This window comes from Rhodococcus sp. ENV425 (assembly GCF_002887785.1).
GTDB classification, from domain to species: Bacteria; Actinomycetota; Actinomycetes; order Mycobacteriales; family Mycobacteriaceae; genus Rhodococcus; species Rhodococcus aetherivorans.
The window spans coordinates 8,943-25,211 of record NZ_PCZU01000086.1; the positions used below are offsets into that span (position 1 = coordinate 8,943).

16 protein-coding genes and 2 pseudogenes are annotated in these 16,269 nt (G+C 68.8%); 9 read left to right on the plus strand and 9 right to left on the minus strand.

Features of this window, described 5'->3' with window-relative positions; translation table 11 throughout:
* The coding region (locus CQZ88_RS06350; RefSeq protein ID WP_258008472.1) for an SDR family oxidoreductase at positions 1–1,420 on the plus strand (1,420 nt) is incomplete at its 5' end.
* Between the two features lie 50 nt (positions 1,421–1,470).
* Here the strand turns inward: CQZ88_RS06350 and CQZ88_RS06355 are convergent.
* The 3 genes and pseudogenes from CQZ88_RS06355 to CQZ88_RS06365 form a co-directional block, all read right to left on the minus strand.
* Positions 1,471–2,609: pseudogene (locus CQZ88_RS06355) on the minus strand (BCCT family transporter); the annotation flags it as partial.
* A 100-nt stretch (positions 2,610–2,709) separates the two neighbouring features.
* Positions 2,710–3,291 carry a lipocalin family protein gene (locus CQZ88_RS06360; RefSeq protein WP_043802862.1) on the minus strand — a complete coding sequence of 194 codons (582 nt, stop codon included), beginning with the start codon at positions 3,289–3,291 and terminating at the stop codon, positions 2,710–2,712.
* 29 nt (positions 3,292–3,320) lie between these two features.
* Positions 3,321–3,992 carry a fasciclin domain-containing protein gene (locus CQZ88_RS06365; RefSeq protein WP_029546844.1) on the minus strand — a complete coding sequence of 224 codons (672 nt, stop codon included), beginning with the start codon at positions 3,990–3,992 and terminating at the stop codon, positions 3,321–3,323.
* Between the two features lie 147 nt (positions 3,993–4,139).
* On the opposite strand from CQZ88_RS06365, the gene CQZ88_RS06370 reads away from it, so the two are divergent.
* From CQZ88_RS06370 to CQZ88_RS06380, 3 genes are all read left to right on the plus strand, one after another.
* Positions 4,140–4,769, plus strand: a complete 630-nt coding sequence (locus CQZ88_RS06370) for a dienelactone hydrolase family protein (protein WP_029546843.1) — start codon at positions 4,140–4,142, stop codon at positions 4,767–4,769.
* A 219-nt stretch (positions 4,770–4,988) separates the two neighbouring features.
* Positions 4,989–5,564 carry a sigma-70 family RNA polymerase sigma factor gene (locus CQZ88_RS06375; protein ID WP_006931514.1) on the plus strand — a complete coding sequence of 192 codons (576 nt, stop codon included), beginning with the start codon at positions 4,989–4,991 and terminating at the stop codon, positions 5,562–5,564.
* Positions 5,554–6,306: an anti-sigma factor gene (locus tag CQZ88_RS06380; protein WP_006931512.1), complete on the plus strand. Its 753-nt coding sequence runs from the start codon at positions 5,554–5,556 to the stop codon at positions 6,304–6,306. The genes CQZ88_RS06375 and CQZ88_RS06380 overlap by 11 nt, the downstream gene beginning before the upstream one ends.
* 35 nt (positions 6,307–6,341) lie before the next feature.
* On the opposite strand, the gene CQZ88_RS06385 is transcribed toward CQZ88_RS06380, so the two are convergent.
* Complete coding sequence (locus CQZ88_RS06385; RefSeq protein WP_006931511.1) at positions 6,342–6,761, minus strand: MarR family winged helix-turn-helix transcriptional regulator; 420 nt, start codon at positions 6,759–6,761, stop codon at positions 6,342–6,344.
* A gap of 74 nt (positions 6,762–6,835) precedes the next feature.
* On the opposite strand from CQZ88_RS06385, the gene CQZ88_RS06390 reads away from it, so the two are divergent.
* The 5 genes from CQZ88_RS06390 (at position 6,836) to CQZ88_RS06405 (ending at position 12,048) form a co-directional block, all read left to right on the plus strand.
* Positions 6,836–8,908 carry an MMPL family transporter gene (locus tag CQZ88_RS06390; RefSeq protein WP_102799422.1) on the plus strand — a complete coding sequence of 691 codons (2,073 nt, stop codon included), beginning with the start codon at positions 6,836–6,838 and terminating at the stop codon, positions 8,906–8,908.
* A gap of 121 nt (positions 8,909–9,029) precedes the next feature.
* Positions 9,030–9,383: an HPF/RaiA family ribosome-associated protein gene (locus CQZ88_RS06395; RefSeq protein ID WP_006931507.1), complete on the plus strand. Its 354-nt coding sequence runs from the start codon at positions 9,030–9,032 to the stop codon at positions 9,381–9,383.
* A gap of 566 nt (positions 9,384–9,949) precedes the next feature.
* Complete coding sequence (locus tag CQZ88_RS30545) at positions 9,950–10,072, plus strand: hypothetical protein (RefSeq protein WP_006931504.1); 123 nt, start codon at positions 9,950–9,952, stop codon at positions 10,070–10,072.
* A 231-nt stretch (positions 10,073–10,303) separates the two neighbouring features.
* Positions 10,304–10,462: a hypothetical protein gene (locus CQZ88_RS29790; protein ID WP_006931502.1), complete on the plus strand. Its 159-nt coding sequence runs from the start codon at positions 10,304–10,306 to the stop codon at positions 10,460–10,462.
* A 464-nt stretch (positions 10,463–10,926) separates the two neighbouring features.
* Positions 10,927–12,048, plus strand: coding sequence for a hypothetical protein (locus CQZ88_RS06405; protein WP_146034261.1), 1,122 nt, complete (start codon positions 10,927–10,929; stop codon positions 12,046–12,048).
* A 234-nt stretch (positions 12,049–12,282) separates the two neighbouring features.
* Here the strand turns inward: CQZ88_RS06405 and CQZ88_RS06410 are convergent, their stop codons facing one another.
* The 5 genes and pseudogenes from CQZ88_RS06410 to CQZ88_RS06430 all read right to left on the minus strand — a co-directional run bounded on the left by CQZ88_RS06410 (position 12,283) and on the right by CQZ88_RS06430 (position 16,259).
* Positions 12,283–13,077 (minus strand): SDR family NAD(P)-dependent oxidoreductase, encoded by a 795-nt coding sequence (locus CQZ88_RS06410; protein ID WP_072633857.1) that lies wholly within the window; start codon positions 13,075–13,077, stop codon positions 12,283–12,285.
* Positions 13,074–13,571, minus strand: coding sequence for a hypothetical protein (locus tag CQZ88_RS06415; RefSeq protein WP_050034299.1), 498 nt, complete (start codon positions 13,569–13,571; stop codon positions 13,074–13,076). Before CQZ88_RS06415 ends, CQZ88_RS06410 begins: the two co-directional genes overlap by 4 nt.
* A pseudogene (locus tag CQZ88_RS06420) lies at positions 13,568–14,712 on the minus strand (thiolase family protein). The gene CQZ88_RS06415 and the pseudogene CQZ88_RS06420 overlap by 4 nt, the downstream one beginning before the upstream one ends.
* A complete protein-coding gene (locus tag CQZ88_RS06425) occupies positions 14,709–15,101 on the minus strand; it encodes a Zn-ribbon domain-containing OB-fold protein (protein WP_102799425.1) in 393 nt (130 codons plus the stop codon). The pseudogene CQZ88_RS06420 and the gene CQZ88_RS06425 overlap by 4 nt, the downstream one beginning before the upstream one ends.
* A 3-nt stretch (positions 15,102–15,104) precedes the next feature.
* Positions 15,105–16,259, minus strand: a complete 1,155-nt coding sequence (locus tag CQZ88_RS06430; protein WP_050034298.1) for an acyl-CoA dehydrogenase family protein — start codon at positions 16,257–16,259, stop codon at positions 15,105–15,107.
* Between the last annotated feature and the right edge of the window lie 10 nt (positions 16,260–16,269).

The following is a 16,269-nucleotide window of genomic DNA, read 5'->3' on the forward strand; positions in this document are numbered from 1 at the left end:
GCACCGGGTGCGGGTACTGGCCCGGACCCCCGACAAGTTGCGGGACGTGCCGTGGGCCGGCGACGTCGAGATCGTGCGCGGCGACCTGACCGACCCGGAGTCCCTGGCCGTCGCCTGCCGGGACATCGACGTCCTGTACTACCTGGTGCATTCGATGGGCGGGCGCGGCGAATTCATCGACACCGAACGCGCCGAGGCCGAGAACGTCGCCGCCGCCGCCCGGGCGGCCGGGGTGCAGCGCATCGTGTATCTCGGTGGGCTGCACCCGGACACGGCCGATCTCTCCACGCATCTGCGTTCCCGGGAGCAGGTGGGCCGGATCCTCGTGGAGTCCGGCGTGCCCACCCTGGTGCTGCAGGCCGGGGTGGTGATCGGTTCGGGCTCCGCGTCGTTCGAGATGATCCGGCACCTGAGCAACCGTCTGCCCCTGATGACCACCCCGAAGTGGGTGAACAACAAGATCCAGCCCATCGCAGTGCGCGACGTGCTGCACTACCTGGTGGGCGCGGCCACCGCTCCCCTCCCCCGCAGCCGCACCTACGACATCGGCGGCCCGGACGTGCTGCGCTACGGCGAGATGATGCAGGTGTACGCCGAGGTGGCGGGCCTGCGCCGGCGCCGCATCCTGGTGCTGCCCGTTCTCACCCCGAAGCTCGCGGGCCTGTGGATCGGACTGGTCACCCCGATCCCGCCGTCGCTGGGGCGGGCGCTGATCGAGTCGCTGAGCAACGACGCGGTGGTCGCCGAACACGATATCGACGAGGTGATCCCGCCGCCGCCCGGCGGACTGACCGGCTACCGCGAGGCCGTCCGTCTGGCCCTGCACAAGCTCGAGCGCGGCGACGTCGAAACCACCTGGGCGAGCGCGTCGCCCGTCGGCGCCCCCGCCGAACCGCTGCCGTCCGACCCGCACTGGGCGGGGGAGGCGGTCTTCGTCGACGAGCGCGTTATCGACTGCGACACCGACGCCGGCACGGTGTGGGAGGTGGTCGAGAGCATCGGCGGCGAGAACGGCTGGTACTCCTTCCCGCTCGCCTGGACGATCCGCGGGTGGCTCGACCGGTTCGCCGGCGGCGTCGGTCTGTCCCGGGGCCGCCGGAACCCGCGCACCCTGCACACCGGGGACGCGCTCGACTTCTGGCGCGTCGAGCGCCTCGAACGTCCCACCCTGCTGCGGCTGCGGGCCGAGATGCGGGCGCCGGGCGGGGCGTGGCTCGAGTGGCGCATCGAGCCGCTCGATCCCGGCCGGGCCCGGCTGCACCAGAGGGCGATCTTCTTTCCGAAAGGGCTTGCAGGACGGATCTACTGGTACGCGCTCGTGCCGTTCCACGGCATCATCTTCAAGGGCATGCTCGAGAACATCGCCGGCACCGCGCACCGCACGTCGGGGCCGAATGTCACATACGGTCACGTGAAGTGATGCGGTGTGACATTCGGCCCGCGGAAGGACGGCAGTAGCCGCCGCGGCCGTCAGTTCGGCGCGGGCTGGCGCCCGTGTTCGGCCTCGCGCTGGGCCACACCCTCGGCGGACTCGGCGAAGTGCGGCGTGTCGAACACCTCGCCGCCCAGCGGATCCTCCGGGTGGGCGTCGTCTGCGATTGCGACCTGCCCGGTCTGCGCGTCGACGCTGACGGAATTCGCGGGCACCTCGTGCACGGCGACGACGAGGCGGGCGGGCGCACCGGGCTCCACGACTCCGTTCCGGCTCGGATCCAGGCCGGCGAACGTGGCGGAGATTCCCGGCCGGTGGCCGGCCTTGTGCCCACCCGGGGCGGCGGCCGGTTCCCGCACGGCCACCTGCAGGTACCGGGGGCGGTGGCGACCTCGTACCGGAACGCCTTCAGCATCGACACGCACGCCAGCACCATGACGATCGAGAACGGGACCGCCGTCACGATCGACGCCGTCTGCAGGGCGGTCAGCGACCCGCTGCCGCCGACGATCAGCAGCACCGCGGCGGCCACGCCCTCGAGCACCGACCAGTAGACACGGGTGATCTTCGGTGTCTCGAGGTTACCGCCGGTGGAGAGGATGTCGATCACCAGCGACCCGGAGTCCGACGACGTGACGAAGAAGAACACGACGACGACGATCGCGAGCAGACTGGTCAGGACGGACAGCGGCAGACCGTCGAGCAGCACGAACAGCGACGTGTTGGTGTCCACCGTGCCGTCGGCGGCGAGCATGTCGCCGTCGTTGCGCTGCCGCAGGATCCCGGCGTTGCCGAAGATGGTGAACCACAGCGACGCGACGAGGGTGGGGGCGAGCAGGACACCGAAGACGAACTCGCGGATCGTGCGACCGCGGGAGATGCGGGCGATGAACATACCGACGAACGGCGCCCAGCTCATCCACCAGCCCCAGTAGAAGACGGTCCACGCCCCCGACCAGCCGTCCTCGGCGAACGGGGCGGTGCGCAGCATCAGTTCGGGCAGGGCCTGCACGTAGCCGCCGAGGTTCTGCACCCACGACTGCAACAGGAACAGCGTCGGCCCGAGCAGCAGGACGAAGACCGCGAGTCCCGCCGCGAGTGCCATGTTGATGTTGGACAGCCACTTGAGGCCGCGCGAGACGCCGGACACCACCGAGAAGGTTGCCAGCCCCGTCACCGGGGGCCGAATGTCACATGCGATCGATCGAGCTGATGCAATGTGACATTCGGCCGGGCGGAGCGGCACCGGTACGAGTCCGGTACGCGCAGAAGGCGGTTCACACGGTGCAGAGCGGTTTGATCTCCTGCAGGCCCTCCGTGGTGGGCGAGGTGAGCATGAGGCAGCTGTTGTAGCCCTGCTGCTCGACCACGGTCCGGATCTGCTGCCACGCAGCGTCGTCCACGACGGGCGAACGCGACAGTACGAACCCGGAGATCCGGGTCGGGTCCCCCACGAGCGCCCACGAGTAGTCGTCCGCGAGGTAGCTCACGATGTAGTTGCTCGGACCGTCCAGCGAATCCTGGGACGGCACACCGGGGAAGCTCACATGCAGCGACGCGGTGTCGTTGACCCGCGCGTTGCCGACGATCCCCCGTCGCTCACCGGTGACCGTGGTGCACGAGTTCTCCACCCGCACGTTGCGCTCGTCGAGCAGGGTGTAGTTCGCCGTGGTGTCGCGCACGCAGTCGAGATTGAACGGCGCGGGATTGGCGGCCAGCTGATACCAGGTGCCCATGTACCGGTTCACGTCCAGCTCCGCCACCGGGGTGAGCGGGGCTGCCTGCGCCGGTGCCGCCATGAGGGCGGCGCCCGCGGCGGCCAGGACGGCCGCCGCGAGGCCTCGGATCATTCGTTTCACGTCGCTCCTCGGGTCCTACCGGGTCCGGGTCACTGCTGCGGTGCCGGCGGCAGCAGGACGGAGTCGACGAGGTAGACGGTCGCGTTGGCCGTCTTCACGCCGCCACAGATGACGTTGGCGTCGTTCACCTTCCATTCCTCGCCTTCACCGGTCACCTCGACGGTACCGCCCTGAACGGTGGTCTGGGTACCTTCGATGTCCGACGGCGCGATCTGGCCGGGCACGACGTGGTAGGTGAGAATGGTGGTGAGAGTGGCCGTATCGGTCTTCAGGCTCTCGATGGTTGCCGGATCGACCTTGGCGAAGGCGTCGTCGACCGGCGCGAACACGGTGAACTCGCCGCCGTTGAGCGTGTCGACGAGATTCACCTGCGGGTTGAGCTGCCCGCTGATCGCCGCGTTCAACTGGGTCAGAATCGGAATGTCGGCGACGGCAGTCCCGACGGGTTGCTGCGCGATGGCCTCCAGCGAACCCGGCCCGCTGGGAACCTGCTCGGCGTACGCGGCGCAACCCGGACCCACCGGGGCCGACGCCATGGCCTCGGTGGTGGGCGACATCGCCGACGTGGCGCTCTCCATCGCCGACGTAGCCGACGTGGCCGACGACGAACCCGAGTCGTCGGACGAGCACGCCGCGACACCCATCATCGCCATTGCGCCGATTCCGACTGCCGCCAAGCTCTTTCGCGTGTTGATAACCATGGCCCCAATTCCCTTCGGTGTCGTGGTCCTTGCGACCACGTCGGTCAGGTGTGTCATCTGCCATTCGGCGCGGACGGAAGGGCGGATGGGTGGATCTGCAAGATTTTTTCGACCCATCCGATTCCGGCCGCGCTCCGAACACCCGGCATGGAGATTGCATCGAACCGGCCCCGCGCACACGTGCTGGTTCTTCCGGGTGGCAAGCCGGCCAGCACGGCCGCCGCCCGGCCGTGGCACCTGTCCGCGCTGCGGATGACCTTGCTGACCGAATCCCTGCGCTCCCGGCTGAGCATGTACGACATCACCGTCGGGCAGGTGCGCTACACACACCGCGGATGGAACGGGGACCGGATGAGTCCCGTCCACGACGCCCTGCGCGCCCTCGACGAGGTGCACCGGCGGCGCGGCGACGTCCGGATCGGGCTCGTGGGCCACTCCATGGGCGGAAGGGTGGCGGCCCACCTCGCGGCACAGCCCGGCGTCGGGGCCGTCGTCGCGCTGGCACCGTGGTGGCCCGACAACGACGGCGCTCTCGTCCCACCCGAGCGACGGCTGCTGGTGGTGCACGGTACCGCCGACACGAGGTGCGATCCGCGCCTGAGCGCGGTCCAGGCGGCCCAGGCCCGCGGACGCGGCGTGGACGCCCAGTTCCGTCCGCTCGCGGGGGCCGGCCACTTCCTGCTCACCAAGCCGGGCTGGTGGCATGCCGTCACCGCCGAATTCCTCCGTGAATCCCTGGCCCCGGCCGGCCGGCGGGCAGGAGGAGACCATGCCTGACACCCCGCGCGACGTCGCAGTGCTCGGCAGCGGTGGCGCCGGCCGGCCGGAACGGGCCGGCGGCGTCGCGCTCGAGAATTCGTTCCGGAGGTGATCGCCTTGCTCGATTCGACTCTTGCCTCGCCCGCCGGCCCCGGCCACCCGAACGGACCGGCCGAGGACGGCTTGAGCCGCCCGAATCGCCCGACTAGGCTTTCGCTCGATGAGCGGACAGGGCCGATGACCGGCGTCGGCGGACGTACCGACACACTCGATGCGCTGCTCGCGCGCGTGGCGGTGCAGGACGCGGCTGCATTCGCCGAGTTCTACGACCTGACCCGCGCCCGCGTGTACGGCATGATCCTGCGCGTCCTGCGCGATCCCGGCTACAGCGAGGAGACGGCGCAGGAGGTCTACCTGCAGGTCTGGCGTTCCGCCTCCGGTTTCGACGCCGCCCAGGGTTCGGCGCTGTCCTGGCTGATCACCCTGGCGCACCGCCGGGCGGTCGACCGGGTGCGGTCCGAGCAGTCCGGGGCCGACCGCGAGGCACGCTACGGCGCGAGCAACGTCGACGCGGCGTTCGACGTCGTCAGCGAGGAGGCGGCCCGGCGCGAGGACCGGCAGCAGGTCGCCCACTGTCTGGGCACGCTGACCGATCTGCAGCGTCGGTCCGTCGAACTGGCCTACTTCGGTGGGCTGACGTACCGCGAAGTGTCCGAACAACTTTCGGTCACGCTACCGACCGTGAAATCGAGAATCCGAGACGGACTGCTCCGTCTGCGCAAGTGTCTGGGGGTGCAGGGCGATGACGAGTGAGGCCCGGCCCGGTTTCGGCGATGTGGACCGCGAACTGATCGACCTCGCGGTCGTGTACGCGCTCGACGCGGTGTCCGATGCCGAACGCCGCGACATCGAGTCCCGGGTGGCCGAAGCCGCTCCCGAGGTGGCGGCGGCGTTCGCCCGGGAGACGGCGGCCGTCCGGGAGACCATGGCCGTGGTGTCGGCGTCGACGGCCACCGAGCCGCCGGCCGGACTGCGCGAGCGTCTGCTGGACGCGATCGCCGCCGAATCCGGCCCGCAGGCGCCGCCCGTCGCACCGATCTCGCTGGACGAGCGGCGCGGCCGGCGCCGCAACTTCCTGCTCGCCGCGGCGGCCGCACTGCTGGTCGCCGTGGGTGGATTCGCCGTCGTCGCCCAGTTGCAGGAGGGCACCGCACCCACCTCGGCGCAGGTGTTCGCGGCGGAGGACGTGCGCACCACGTCGGGTGAGATCGAGGGCGGCGGAGTCGCCACGGTGGTGTACTCGAAGGAAGCCGACGCCGGGGTGCTGGTGATGAACAACGTGGCGCCGCCCGCCGAGGGCAGCGTCTACCAGATGTGGCTGATCACCCCCGAGGGCCCGGAGTCCGCGGGCATCATGGACGCCGAGGCGGTGGCGCCGTCCACCACGGCCGTCCTCGAGGGTGTCGGGCATTCGACCGCCCTGGCATTCAGCATCGAACCGCCGGGCGGGTCGGCGCAGCCGACGCAGATCTTCGCCCAACTGCCGCTGGGCTGACCCGGGGGACGGAATCGCCCGCACCTCGCGGCGGCTCAGCGCTGTGCCGATCGGACCAGTTCGATCAGAAGGGAGCGCAAGGTGGCGGGGTCGGACACCACCGCGGTCGGCTGCGCATCGGTGCGCTCGAGTTCGATCATCGCCCGGTACAGCTCGTACCCCGATTCGGTGATCCGGACGCGCATGCGCCGCTCGTCGGCGGGATCGACGGTGCGCGTGGCGAATCCGGACCGCTCGAGGTGCTCGACGGTCCGGCTCATCGTCTGGTCGGTCACGCGGCAGGCCCGGGCGATCTCCCGCTGGGAGCGCGGACCGTCGGCGATCGTGTGCAGGGCCACCAACCCGGCGTGGGTGAGACCGTGGGCGCGCAGAGTCGATTCCCAGGCCTGCTCCACCAGCCGGGCGGCCGTGGACAGCAGCCGGCCGGTCGGCCAGCTCTCGAGATCGTCGGTCATGAGATACCTTTTCACTATTGTTCAGCTAGCTGAGTAATCTGGGCTCGGCGTACTCGCATTCTCCTGGAGGAAGATTGAACACCGTCACCGCGCCGGCGCGTTCACCTCGTCGCATCCGCTGGCTGCTGCCGGCGCTGCTGCTCATCGCGTGGCTCGCGATCGCCGGCGCCGGCGGTCCCTTCGCCGGCAAGCTCAGCGAAGTCCAGCAGAACGACAACAGCTCGTTCCTCCCGGCCTCCGCGGAATCCACCCGGGCGGGCGAGCTCTATGCGGACTTCACCGACACCCGGTACGTGCCCGCGATCGTCGTCGCCGAACGCCCCTCCGGCATCACCCCCGACGACCTTGCCTACCTCGCGGGGGCGTCGGCCGGCCCGCCGCCGGTCCCGTCGCAGGACGGTCAGGCCGCGCGGATGATCGTGCCGATCGACAGCACCGGAGAGGTCGGGGACGCCGTCGACGAACTGCGCGCCGAGCTTGCCGATCCGCCCGAGGGGCTGACGATCTACGTCACCGGTCCCGCCGGGCAGATCGCCGATCTGACGACGGCGTTCGAGGGCATCGACGGCCTGCTGCTGCTGGTCGCCGGTGGGGTGGTGCTGCTGATCCTCGTCGTCGTCTACCGCAGTCCCCTGCTGCCGTTCGTGGTGATCCTCTCGGCGGTGTTCGCCCTCGCGCTGGCGAGCCTGCTCGTGTACCTGCTGGCCGACGCCGACGTCATCGCCCTCAACGGACAGAGCCAGGGCATCCTGTTCATCCTCGTCTTCGGCGCCGCGACCGACTATGCGCTGCTGCTGGTGTCCCGCTACCGCGAGGAACTGCGCCTCGAACAGGACCGGTTCGCCGCGATGCGCACTGCGTGGCGGGCCACGCTGGAACCGATCGCCGCGTCGGCGGGCACCGTCATCGCCGGCGTGCTGTGCCTGTTGCTGTCCGACCTGAACTCCAACCGCGGCCTCGGCCCCGTCGCCGCGATCGGCATCGTCGCCTCGTTCGTCGCCTCCATGACGTTCCTGCCGTCCGCACTGGTGCTCCTCGGCCGGGCCGCGTTCTGGCCGAAGCGGCCGACGGCCGACCCCGACGCCGATCGGGACGACCTGGCGTCGGCGCACCGGTTCTGGAACGGGCTCGCACAGCGGGTCGGCGCCCATCCGCGGCGGATCTGGGTGGTGTCGAGCCTCGTCCTCGTCGGCTTCGCGATGCTGCTGCCGCAGTTCAAGGCCGACGGCGTCGCCCAGTCGGAGATCTTCCTGCTCGAGACCGACTACGTGACCGGCCAGGAGATGCTCGGCAGGCACTTCGAAGCCGGCACCGGCTCCCCCACCGTGATCATCACCCGCGAGTCCGCGGCCGGCGACGTCGCCGCCGCCGCCCGCGTCGAGGGCGTCACCGAGGTGGCGCCGGTGACCGGCCCGGACGGTGCGACGACCGTCGTCGACGGCCGCGTCGCGCTGCAGGCGACCCTCTCGGATCCCGCCGACTCGCCGGCCGCCGAGAACACCGTCGAGCGCATCCGCGACGCGGTCGGCGGAGTGCCGGGGGCCGAGGCCCTGGTGGGCGGGACCACGGCGGTCGATCTGGACACCAAGAACACCGCCACCCGCGACCGCACGGTGATCATTCCCGTCGTCATCGCGGTGGTGCTGCTGATCCTGATCCTGCTGCTGCGGGCACTCGTCGCGCCGGTGCTGCTGATGCTGACGGTCGTCGTGTCCTTCGCGGCGACCCTCGGCGTGTCGTCGCTGGTCTTCGACCATCTGCTCGGGTTCCCCGGCGCCGACCCGGTGGTGCCGCTGTTCGGCTTCGTCTTCCTCGTCGCGCTGGGCATCGACTACAACATCTTCCTGATGACCCGGGTGCGGGAGGAGAGCGCCCGGGTGGGCACCCGGCGCGGCACGCTGCGGGCCCTGACCGTGACCGGCGGGGTGATCACCTCCGCAGGCATCGTCCTGGCCGCGACGTTCTCGGCGCTGGCGGTGATCCCGCTGCTGTTCCTCGCGCAGATCGCGTTCATCGTCGCGTTCGGCGTGCTGCTCGACGCACTGCTGGTCCGGTCGCTGCTCGTGCCGGCACTGACGATCGACATCGGAAAGCGGATCTGGTGGCCGAGCACGCTCGCGCGCAGGGAACCGGAAGAGGTGGGCTGACACGGCCGGCCTGGTTGCTCACCCGTACCGAGTTCGGGTGGAATCGACACGACGCAGCGCGCGAAGGCACGGAGAACGACCTCCGGCCGTACCGACGCGCTCGAGAAGGAGACAGCTCGCGATGCAGATCCAGCTCAACAAGGACAGCCACATCCAGATCGACGACGACATCGCCCGTCGCCTCGAGGAGGAGTTGGAGTCCGCACTGAACCGGTTCGCCGACCGGATCACCCGGGTGGAGATCCACCTCAGCGACGAGAACGCGGACAAGTTCGGCACCACGGACAAGCGTTGTCTCCTCGAGGCGCGGATCGCCGGCCAGCAACCGATCGCGGTCACCCACAACGCGGGATCGGTGAAGGAGGCCTTCGACGGCGCCGTGCACCGCCTCCGCAGCCTGCTCGATTCCAAGCTCGGCCGCTCGACCGACCACAAGGGCGGCCCCTCCATCCGTCACATGGAGGTCGACGAGTAGACGACTCTCCCGGGAGTCGTCGGGACGAGAATCGCCGCGCCGCAGTTCCTCGTCCCGCACCGTCGACCGTTCAGGACGGCACGACGTGTCCCGCAACACCGCCCCCGACGGCATTGCGGGACACGCCGGGGGCCGCCGACCCGGCACGGCAGGTATCGCCGGCGCGGACACGACCCCACGGGACCGAGCGTGTTCAGCTCAACCCGACACCGAGACCGAACGTCACGCTCAGCCACTTGAGGAACGCGCTGAATGCGACGCCCAGATCGAATCCGGCAGACATCGGACTCTCCTTCACCCTCGAAGATCCCGACCCGACCTCAGTGTATTACCCTCGAAAGAGTCACACCACCAACGGATTTCGGGCAAATACCCCGGAGGGGACTTCTCGGGCGGTGGCGCGGGCTACGGCCCGAACCCCCACCACCTCGAAAATTGCGTCTCCGGCGACGCCGCCACCGCGGGCGGGTACCGACGCCGGGCGCCGTTCCGGCGAACTGGACTTTATTTTTTTGTTGGGTATGGTCGTGGCCAGTTTGCGATTGCCGATTCGGAAAGGATTGACAATGGCCGCCAAGCCCGCCGTCAAGAGTTCCAAACAGTCCGCCCGCACCCTGAAGGAGCGGCGCGCGGAAAAACGAGCCAAGGCGCTCGAGTCCACCCAGTTCCTCCGCAAGCGGAAGAGCTGACCGCGGATCGACGACGACCGATCCGAACGAAATGGATTTCACAACAACAGTTCTCGAAAGACTCTACGCGCAGCTCGGAAACGAGATCGCCCTCGCGAACCCCGGGGACGAATTCCTTCCGGGATATCACCGGGGAATTCGGACCGCGCGACTGTACGTCCTCGACGAATTGGCTCGCCATTCCGCACTGCCTGCCACCATCAGAAAAACTACGAGAGAATCGCATCTCCCATGAACACGGCACAGCACGCGCTCGGGAGAATTCGAGCGAACCTGGAAAATGATCTGGAGACACTCGCCCGCGCCGAGCACACCCGCGGGTTCCGCCGGGGACTGCGCGAGGCGTTGACTCGCGTGACGGAACTCGAGGACGCCACCGCCGCGGGCTGACCCTCCGGATCCCTCCGCCCCGGCCCGGGCGCTGCGTCCCCGGGCCGGGGCGGAGCGCTTCGCGCCGGAGGCGCCGACCTCGTCCCCGTGCCGAAAGCGAAGAATCAGATGCCGCGCCGGTATACCGATGTTGTTGCCACGCACGCCGAACCGATGCCCTCCCCGGCTCGGGCCGGGGTGCTGAAGGTGATGTTCCTGCCGCTGGACGTCGCAGCGAGCAGGCTTCCTCCCGCCGTTCCCGCCGTTGCCGGCACGAGCCGTTCCTCCCGGCACGCATAGCCGACGCGCCCGGTGCCGATCACGTCGAGCGGGCACCGAGCCTGCTGGCGTTCCGGCACCTCACGGACCCCGGCGACGGCCCCGCCGCCTTCGGACCGGTCCGGCGTCCGGCGGCGGACACTCCACCGTCGGCGCCCGGCCGGACCCGTGTCGGCGCGCCCGGCGCGTGTGCGTCCCTGTGGGAGGTGCCCGGCGGCGGACTGGTGCTGGTGTGCGAGGAGCTGACCGCCGAGGCGCCCGGCACCGTGCTGACCTGGCACAGCGATCCCCTCTTCGACGGTGCCGACACCGGATTCCGTCGTGCGCTCGACGCATTTCTGGCGCCGTTCCGGGTGACCGCCGATGCCGGACTGGTCGACGTGTTCCCCCGGCTCGACACCCGGCTGCCCGACCCCGCGGTGTACCGCCCGCTCCGCGAGGTGGTCGTTCGCACCGCTCGTTCCCTTGCGGGCGAGCGCACCGTCGAGGGACTGGTCGTGGAGGTCGCCGGGGACGGGTTCGATGCGGTGCGCCGGCTCGTCGGACCTCCCCGCTCCGGCACCCTCGCCGACGGGGTGTCGCGGGCATCCGGACGGTTGCGCACCTGGCATCCGGAACCGTTGGCCGATGCGCCGGTGCGGGCCGGGGCGCGGCTGGGCGTCCGCGACGACGCCCGGGCGATGCTCGTCGATCTCGGCGCCGCAGACCGTCACGGTTACCTCGGGGAAGGCACCCGCGAGATGCTCTACCACCTGATCTGCTGGGTCGGCGCCCGGGCACACCTGCACACCGATCGGCGCCGGCTGCTCGGGCACCTGCGCACCCACCGCTCATACGACCGTGCGCAGCTCCTCACCGCGCTCGACGAGGTGGCCGACGTGCGTGCGCGCCTGGTCGAGGTGGCGCTGCTGTGCGCTCCCCCCGACGACGCGCCGGGACGGATCGCGCCGACGCGGTTGCGCTCGCTGCTCGCGCACCGGGCGAGCGCGGAGATCGACGGGGCACGAGCCGAGTTGACCGAGCTGTGCGCCACCGCCGACCTGGTGCTGCACCGGCGCCTGCACACCGCTCGCCCCCGGCCGCAGCCGCTGCCCGCCGCGCCCGCCGTCCTGTCGGCGATCGCACTTCCGGCAGCGGCGACGGCGGCGCTGCTCGTCCCGCTGCAGCATCTGCACCCCCCGGCGCTCGTGCCGGCCGCCGTGTCCGCCGCCCTGGCCGTGGCGTTCCTGGCGGCGCCGCGACGAGATGGTGATGCCGCCGGACTCGTGCCGTTCCGGCGTCGGGACCCGCGGGCGCTGCGCCGCAGGGACGCCGGACCCGGGGTGTAAAGAATTCGTCAGGACATCGGCCGCGGGCGTCAAGATTCCGTATGGATCGCGGTCCGCGGACGGGCGCGGTGCGACAGTCATCGGTGACATCGGCTACCAGCGGGGGGACGACCTTGTTCGTAAGATCGTTCGGATTCGCGTAAACGGGATTGGAAGGCATGCTGACCCTTTCGTGGTGTTTTGACTTCAGCTGAAAGGGCGGTCTTCTGCGCAATGTCCGGACGAGTCTTCTCGTTACGCGGAGACGGTGTCCTTTCTGATCGAGCCGCTGATGCTTCGACCCCCGCATACCGGAATGCTCTGTCCGGTCACGTAACCGGCGTTGGCGTCGCCGAGGAAGGCAACCGCGCGGGCCACATCGATGGGCCGTCCTACCCGGCCGACCGGGATGGAGTGCCGGACCCGATCGAGGATGTGGGCGGGCATCGAATTCGACATCGGTGTTTCGATGAACCCGGGTGCAATGCAGTTGACGGTGATGCCGTCGGGCGCCAGGGACAACGACAGGCTTCTACTCACGCCGGCGATCCCCCCCTTGGAGGCGGCATAGTTGGTGGAGCCGAAGTTGCCCAGCCAGGCACGCGAAGTCAACGAGATGATCCGGCCACTTCCAGAGCAGCGCAGCGCTGGCAGAGCTGCGGCGGTGGTAGTCAGCATCCCGATCAGATTGACCTCGATGACCTGGCGGAAAACCGCGGGGTCCATTTTCTCGATGCGGGCGTCCTTGAGGATTCCCGCGCAGTTCACCAGAACGTCGAGTCCACCGAGATCGGCGACGGTGGCATCGACGGCGGCTTGTATGGACTGCCGGTCGGCGAGGTCTGCGGCTCGGGCCGACACAGCTACACCGGTTGCGTCGGCGATGTCGTTCGCTACGGTTTGCAAGGCAACTTCGGAGATGTCCGACAGCCCTAGGCTGTATCCGAGTTCGGCCAGGTGTTCGGCGATACCCCGTCCGATGCCGCCCGCAGCGCCGGTGATGAAGGCGACACGAGCACGCGGCGTGGATTGCTGGTGGTCGGGGTTCATGGGTGCAGCCTCCCGAGGTCGGCGCCATTGGCAGCGTAAATTTCTTGGCCGGTCACCGCAGTGGCATGCTCAGCGGTCACCGTGGCGATCAGCTCGGTAACGGCCGGTTCGTTGGGGTCGGTGTCGAAGAAGATCGCGTTCGCGGCACCGCCGTGCCGCTGCAACTCGATCGCGACCGACCGGACGAAGCTGATCAGAGCCCCCGTAACCGCACAATCCAATGGTCTGAGCGGATCCCCCAGGGCCGCAGACGCGGGGGCGAGGACGACCACCCGACCGCGACCGTGTGTTTCGGTTATCGACGGCCAGTGATGCTGAACGGCGGAGAACGCGGACAGCAGCGGATGTGCCACCGCATGCTCGAGGTCTGCGGTGTCGAGCGTCTGATCACCGTCTGCGCCGCGGAAGACGAGCACCACTACCGGGGAGGCGGCTACGTCGGCGGGGTTCGCGGGATCGGTGAGGTCGATTGTAGTGACCGTGGAGGCAGTCATCGCGTCACCAGCAGGACTGTGACCGAGCCACCGTCGGTGCCGCTGACGGTGCCTCCCTTGCAATAGGCGAGCCCGACGTTCGCTTCGTCGACTTGCCGTCTACCGGCTCGGTGGGTGAGTTGCCAGGTGAGCTCGCAGATCTGCGCGACGCCGGTGGCCCCCACCGGGTGTCCACGGCTGAGGAGGCCGCCGCTGGCGTTGACGGGAAGTTTGCCCCCGATCGAGGTGTTACCGCTCTCTGTCCATCGCCCACCCTCACCGACCGGGACGACGCCGAGGCTTCCAGGCGCACGATCTCGGCGATGGTGAAGCAGTCGTGCATCTCCACCAGGTCGATGTCTTCCGGCCCGTATCCGGTGATGTTCCACGCCTGTTCACCCGCTCGACGAGAGACGTCCTCGTCGTTGAGGTTGGTGTCGGCAGTGACGATTTTGCCGCTGACCAGGGCGCAGCCGGCGATACGCGGAGCTGATGAACGCCCTAGTCTGGCGAGACCGGCCGCACTGCACAGAACCACTGCGGCGGCACCGTCGCTGATGGGACTGCAATCGAGAAGTCCCAGTGGCTCGGCGATGGTGCGGGCGTCGAGAACTTCCTGCAAACTGATCGGTCGCTGGTATTGAGCGAACGGGTTGTGCACCGAGTGGGCGTGATTCTTCACGGCCACCGCGGCGATCTGCTCGCGAGTGGCACCGTGGTCGGACATATACCGCCGCGCACTCATTCCATGATTGGCGGCCATGACCAGGCCGTTGATGGCATCGAGGTCCGTCGGGTCGGGCATGACGCCGCCGGAGACACGGTCGGTCATCTTCTCCGCACCGATGACCAAGACGATGTCATACAGCCCGGCCTTGATCGCGATCCACGCCTCGCGGATCGCGGTCGCCCCGCTGGCGCAGTAATTTTCGTGGTTGGAGACGGGAAGCCCGCCAAGACCCATCTGCGCCGCGACGCGTTGGCCGGCGACCGGGCCGCCGAACACGTGCCCGACGTAGACGGATTCGATATCCTTGGTGGTCACGCCCGCGTCGGACATCGCTTCGCGGGCAGCGCCGACGGCGAGTTTCTCGAACGTGATGTCGACGGGGTATTTGCCGAATCGCACCATGCCGGCGCCGGCGATGTAGGTCTCGCTCATCGGTTCTCCTCGGTGCCCCGGAATCGGTACCACCACAGTGGTTCTCCGGAGGAATCGGTCTTCAACGTAAACAACTCGACGGCAACTTCGTCGTCGATCGCGACGGTGCCTGTCGCCGCGCCCAGCAACCGGACACCGTCGTCGAGATCGACGGTCACCAAGGTGTAGGGCGTCCGTAACGGGGGCGGAGCCTGGTGAACGATGGTCCAGCTGGTGACTCGACCTCGGTCGGCCAGCAGGACGTTGTCGACGGCGTCGGCGCCGCAAATGGGGCACAGCGGCCGCTCCGGGAACGAACGCCGGCTGCACGCCCGGCAGGCGATACCCTTGAGGCCCTGGGGCTCCAAGCTGACAACGTCGCTTCTCAGTGGTGAACCCGTGGAAGTCATGGGCTACATTCCGCCTCTCTGGACCAGCTGCGCTGCAATGATGTTCTTCTGAATTTCATTCGTACCCTCGCCGACGATCATCAAGGGGGCGTCGCGGAAGTACCGCTCGATGTCGTACTCGGTCGAGTAGCCGTATCCGCCGTGAATGCGCAGTGCGGACAGCGCGACCTCCATCGCGGTCTCGGAGGCGAACAATTTCGCCATTCCCGCCTCCATGTCACATCGGAGTCCGGCGTCGAATCGACTGGCGGCAAACATGGTCAGCTGACGCGCGGCAGTGAGTTTGGTTGCCATGTCGGCAAGTTGGTGACCGATTGCCTGATGCTTCCAGATCGGCTTGCCGAACGACTGCCGATCCTGTGCGTATTGCAGCGCGTCTTCGAGCGCGGCGCGGCCGACCCCGAGGGCGCGGGAGGCGACCTGGATCCGGCCGGTCTCGAGGCCCTTCATCATCTGGGCGAAGCCGTGGCCCTCGGCGCCGCCGAGCACGGCCGAAGAGGGAACTCGGAAGTTGTCGAAGGAGAGCTCGCAGCTCTCGACGCCCTTGTATCCGAGCTTGGGGAGGTCACGCGAGACGGTCAGTCCGGGGCCGTGCTCGACGAGCAGGATGGAGATGCCCTTGTGCGTCGGGGTGGCCTGGGGGTCGGTCTTGCAGAGCAGGGCGATGAGGCCGGAGCGGCGCGCATTGCTGATCCAGGTCTTCGAACCGTTGACGAGGTATTCGTCCCGTTCGAGGCGTGCATGGGTACGCATCGCCTGGAGGTCGGATCCGCCGCCGGGTTCGGTCAGCGCCATGGTCGCGCGCAGTTCGCCGGTGGCCATCCGAGGAAGGTAGGTGGCCTTCTGGTCGGGGGTTCCGAAGGTGGTGAGCAGTTTCGCGACGACGGTGTGACCGCCCATGGCGCCGGCCAAGCTCATCCAGCCGCGCGAGAGCTCCTCGGTGACCTGAACGTAGCACGGCATCGACACCGGAGCGCCCCCGAACTGCTCGGGAATGGCCAGCCCGTAGATGCCGATCTTCTTCATCTGTTCGATGAATTCCTCGGGGTACTCGTTCTGGTGTTCCATCTCGTGTACGACTGGCTTCACATCGCGGTCGATGAAGTCGCGGACGGTCTGGACGAGGAGTTGTTCTTCCTCGGGGATGTCGATATTCACGTGAGAGTCC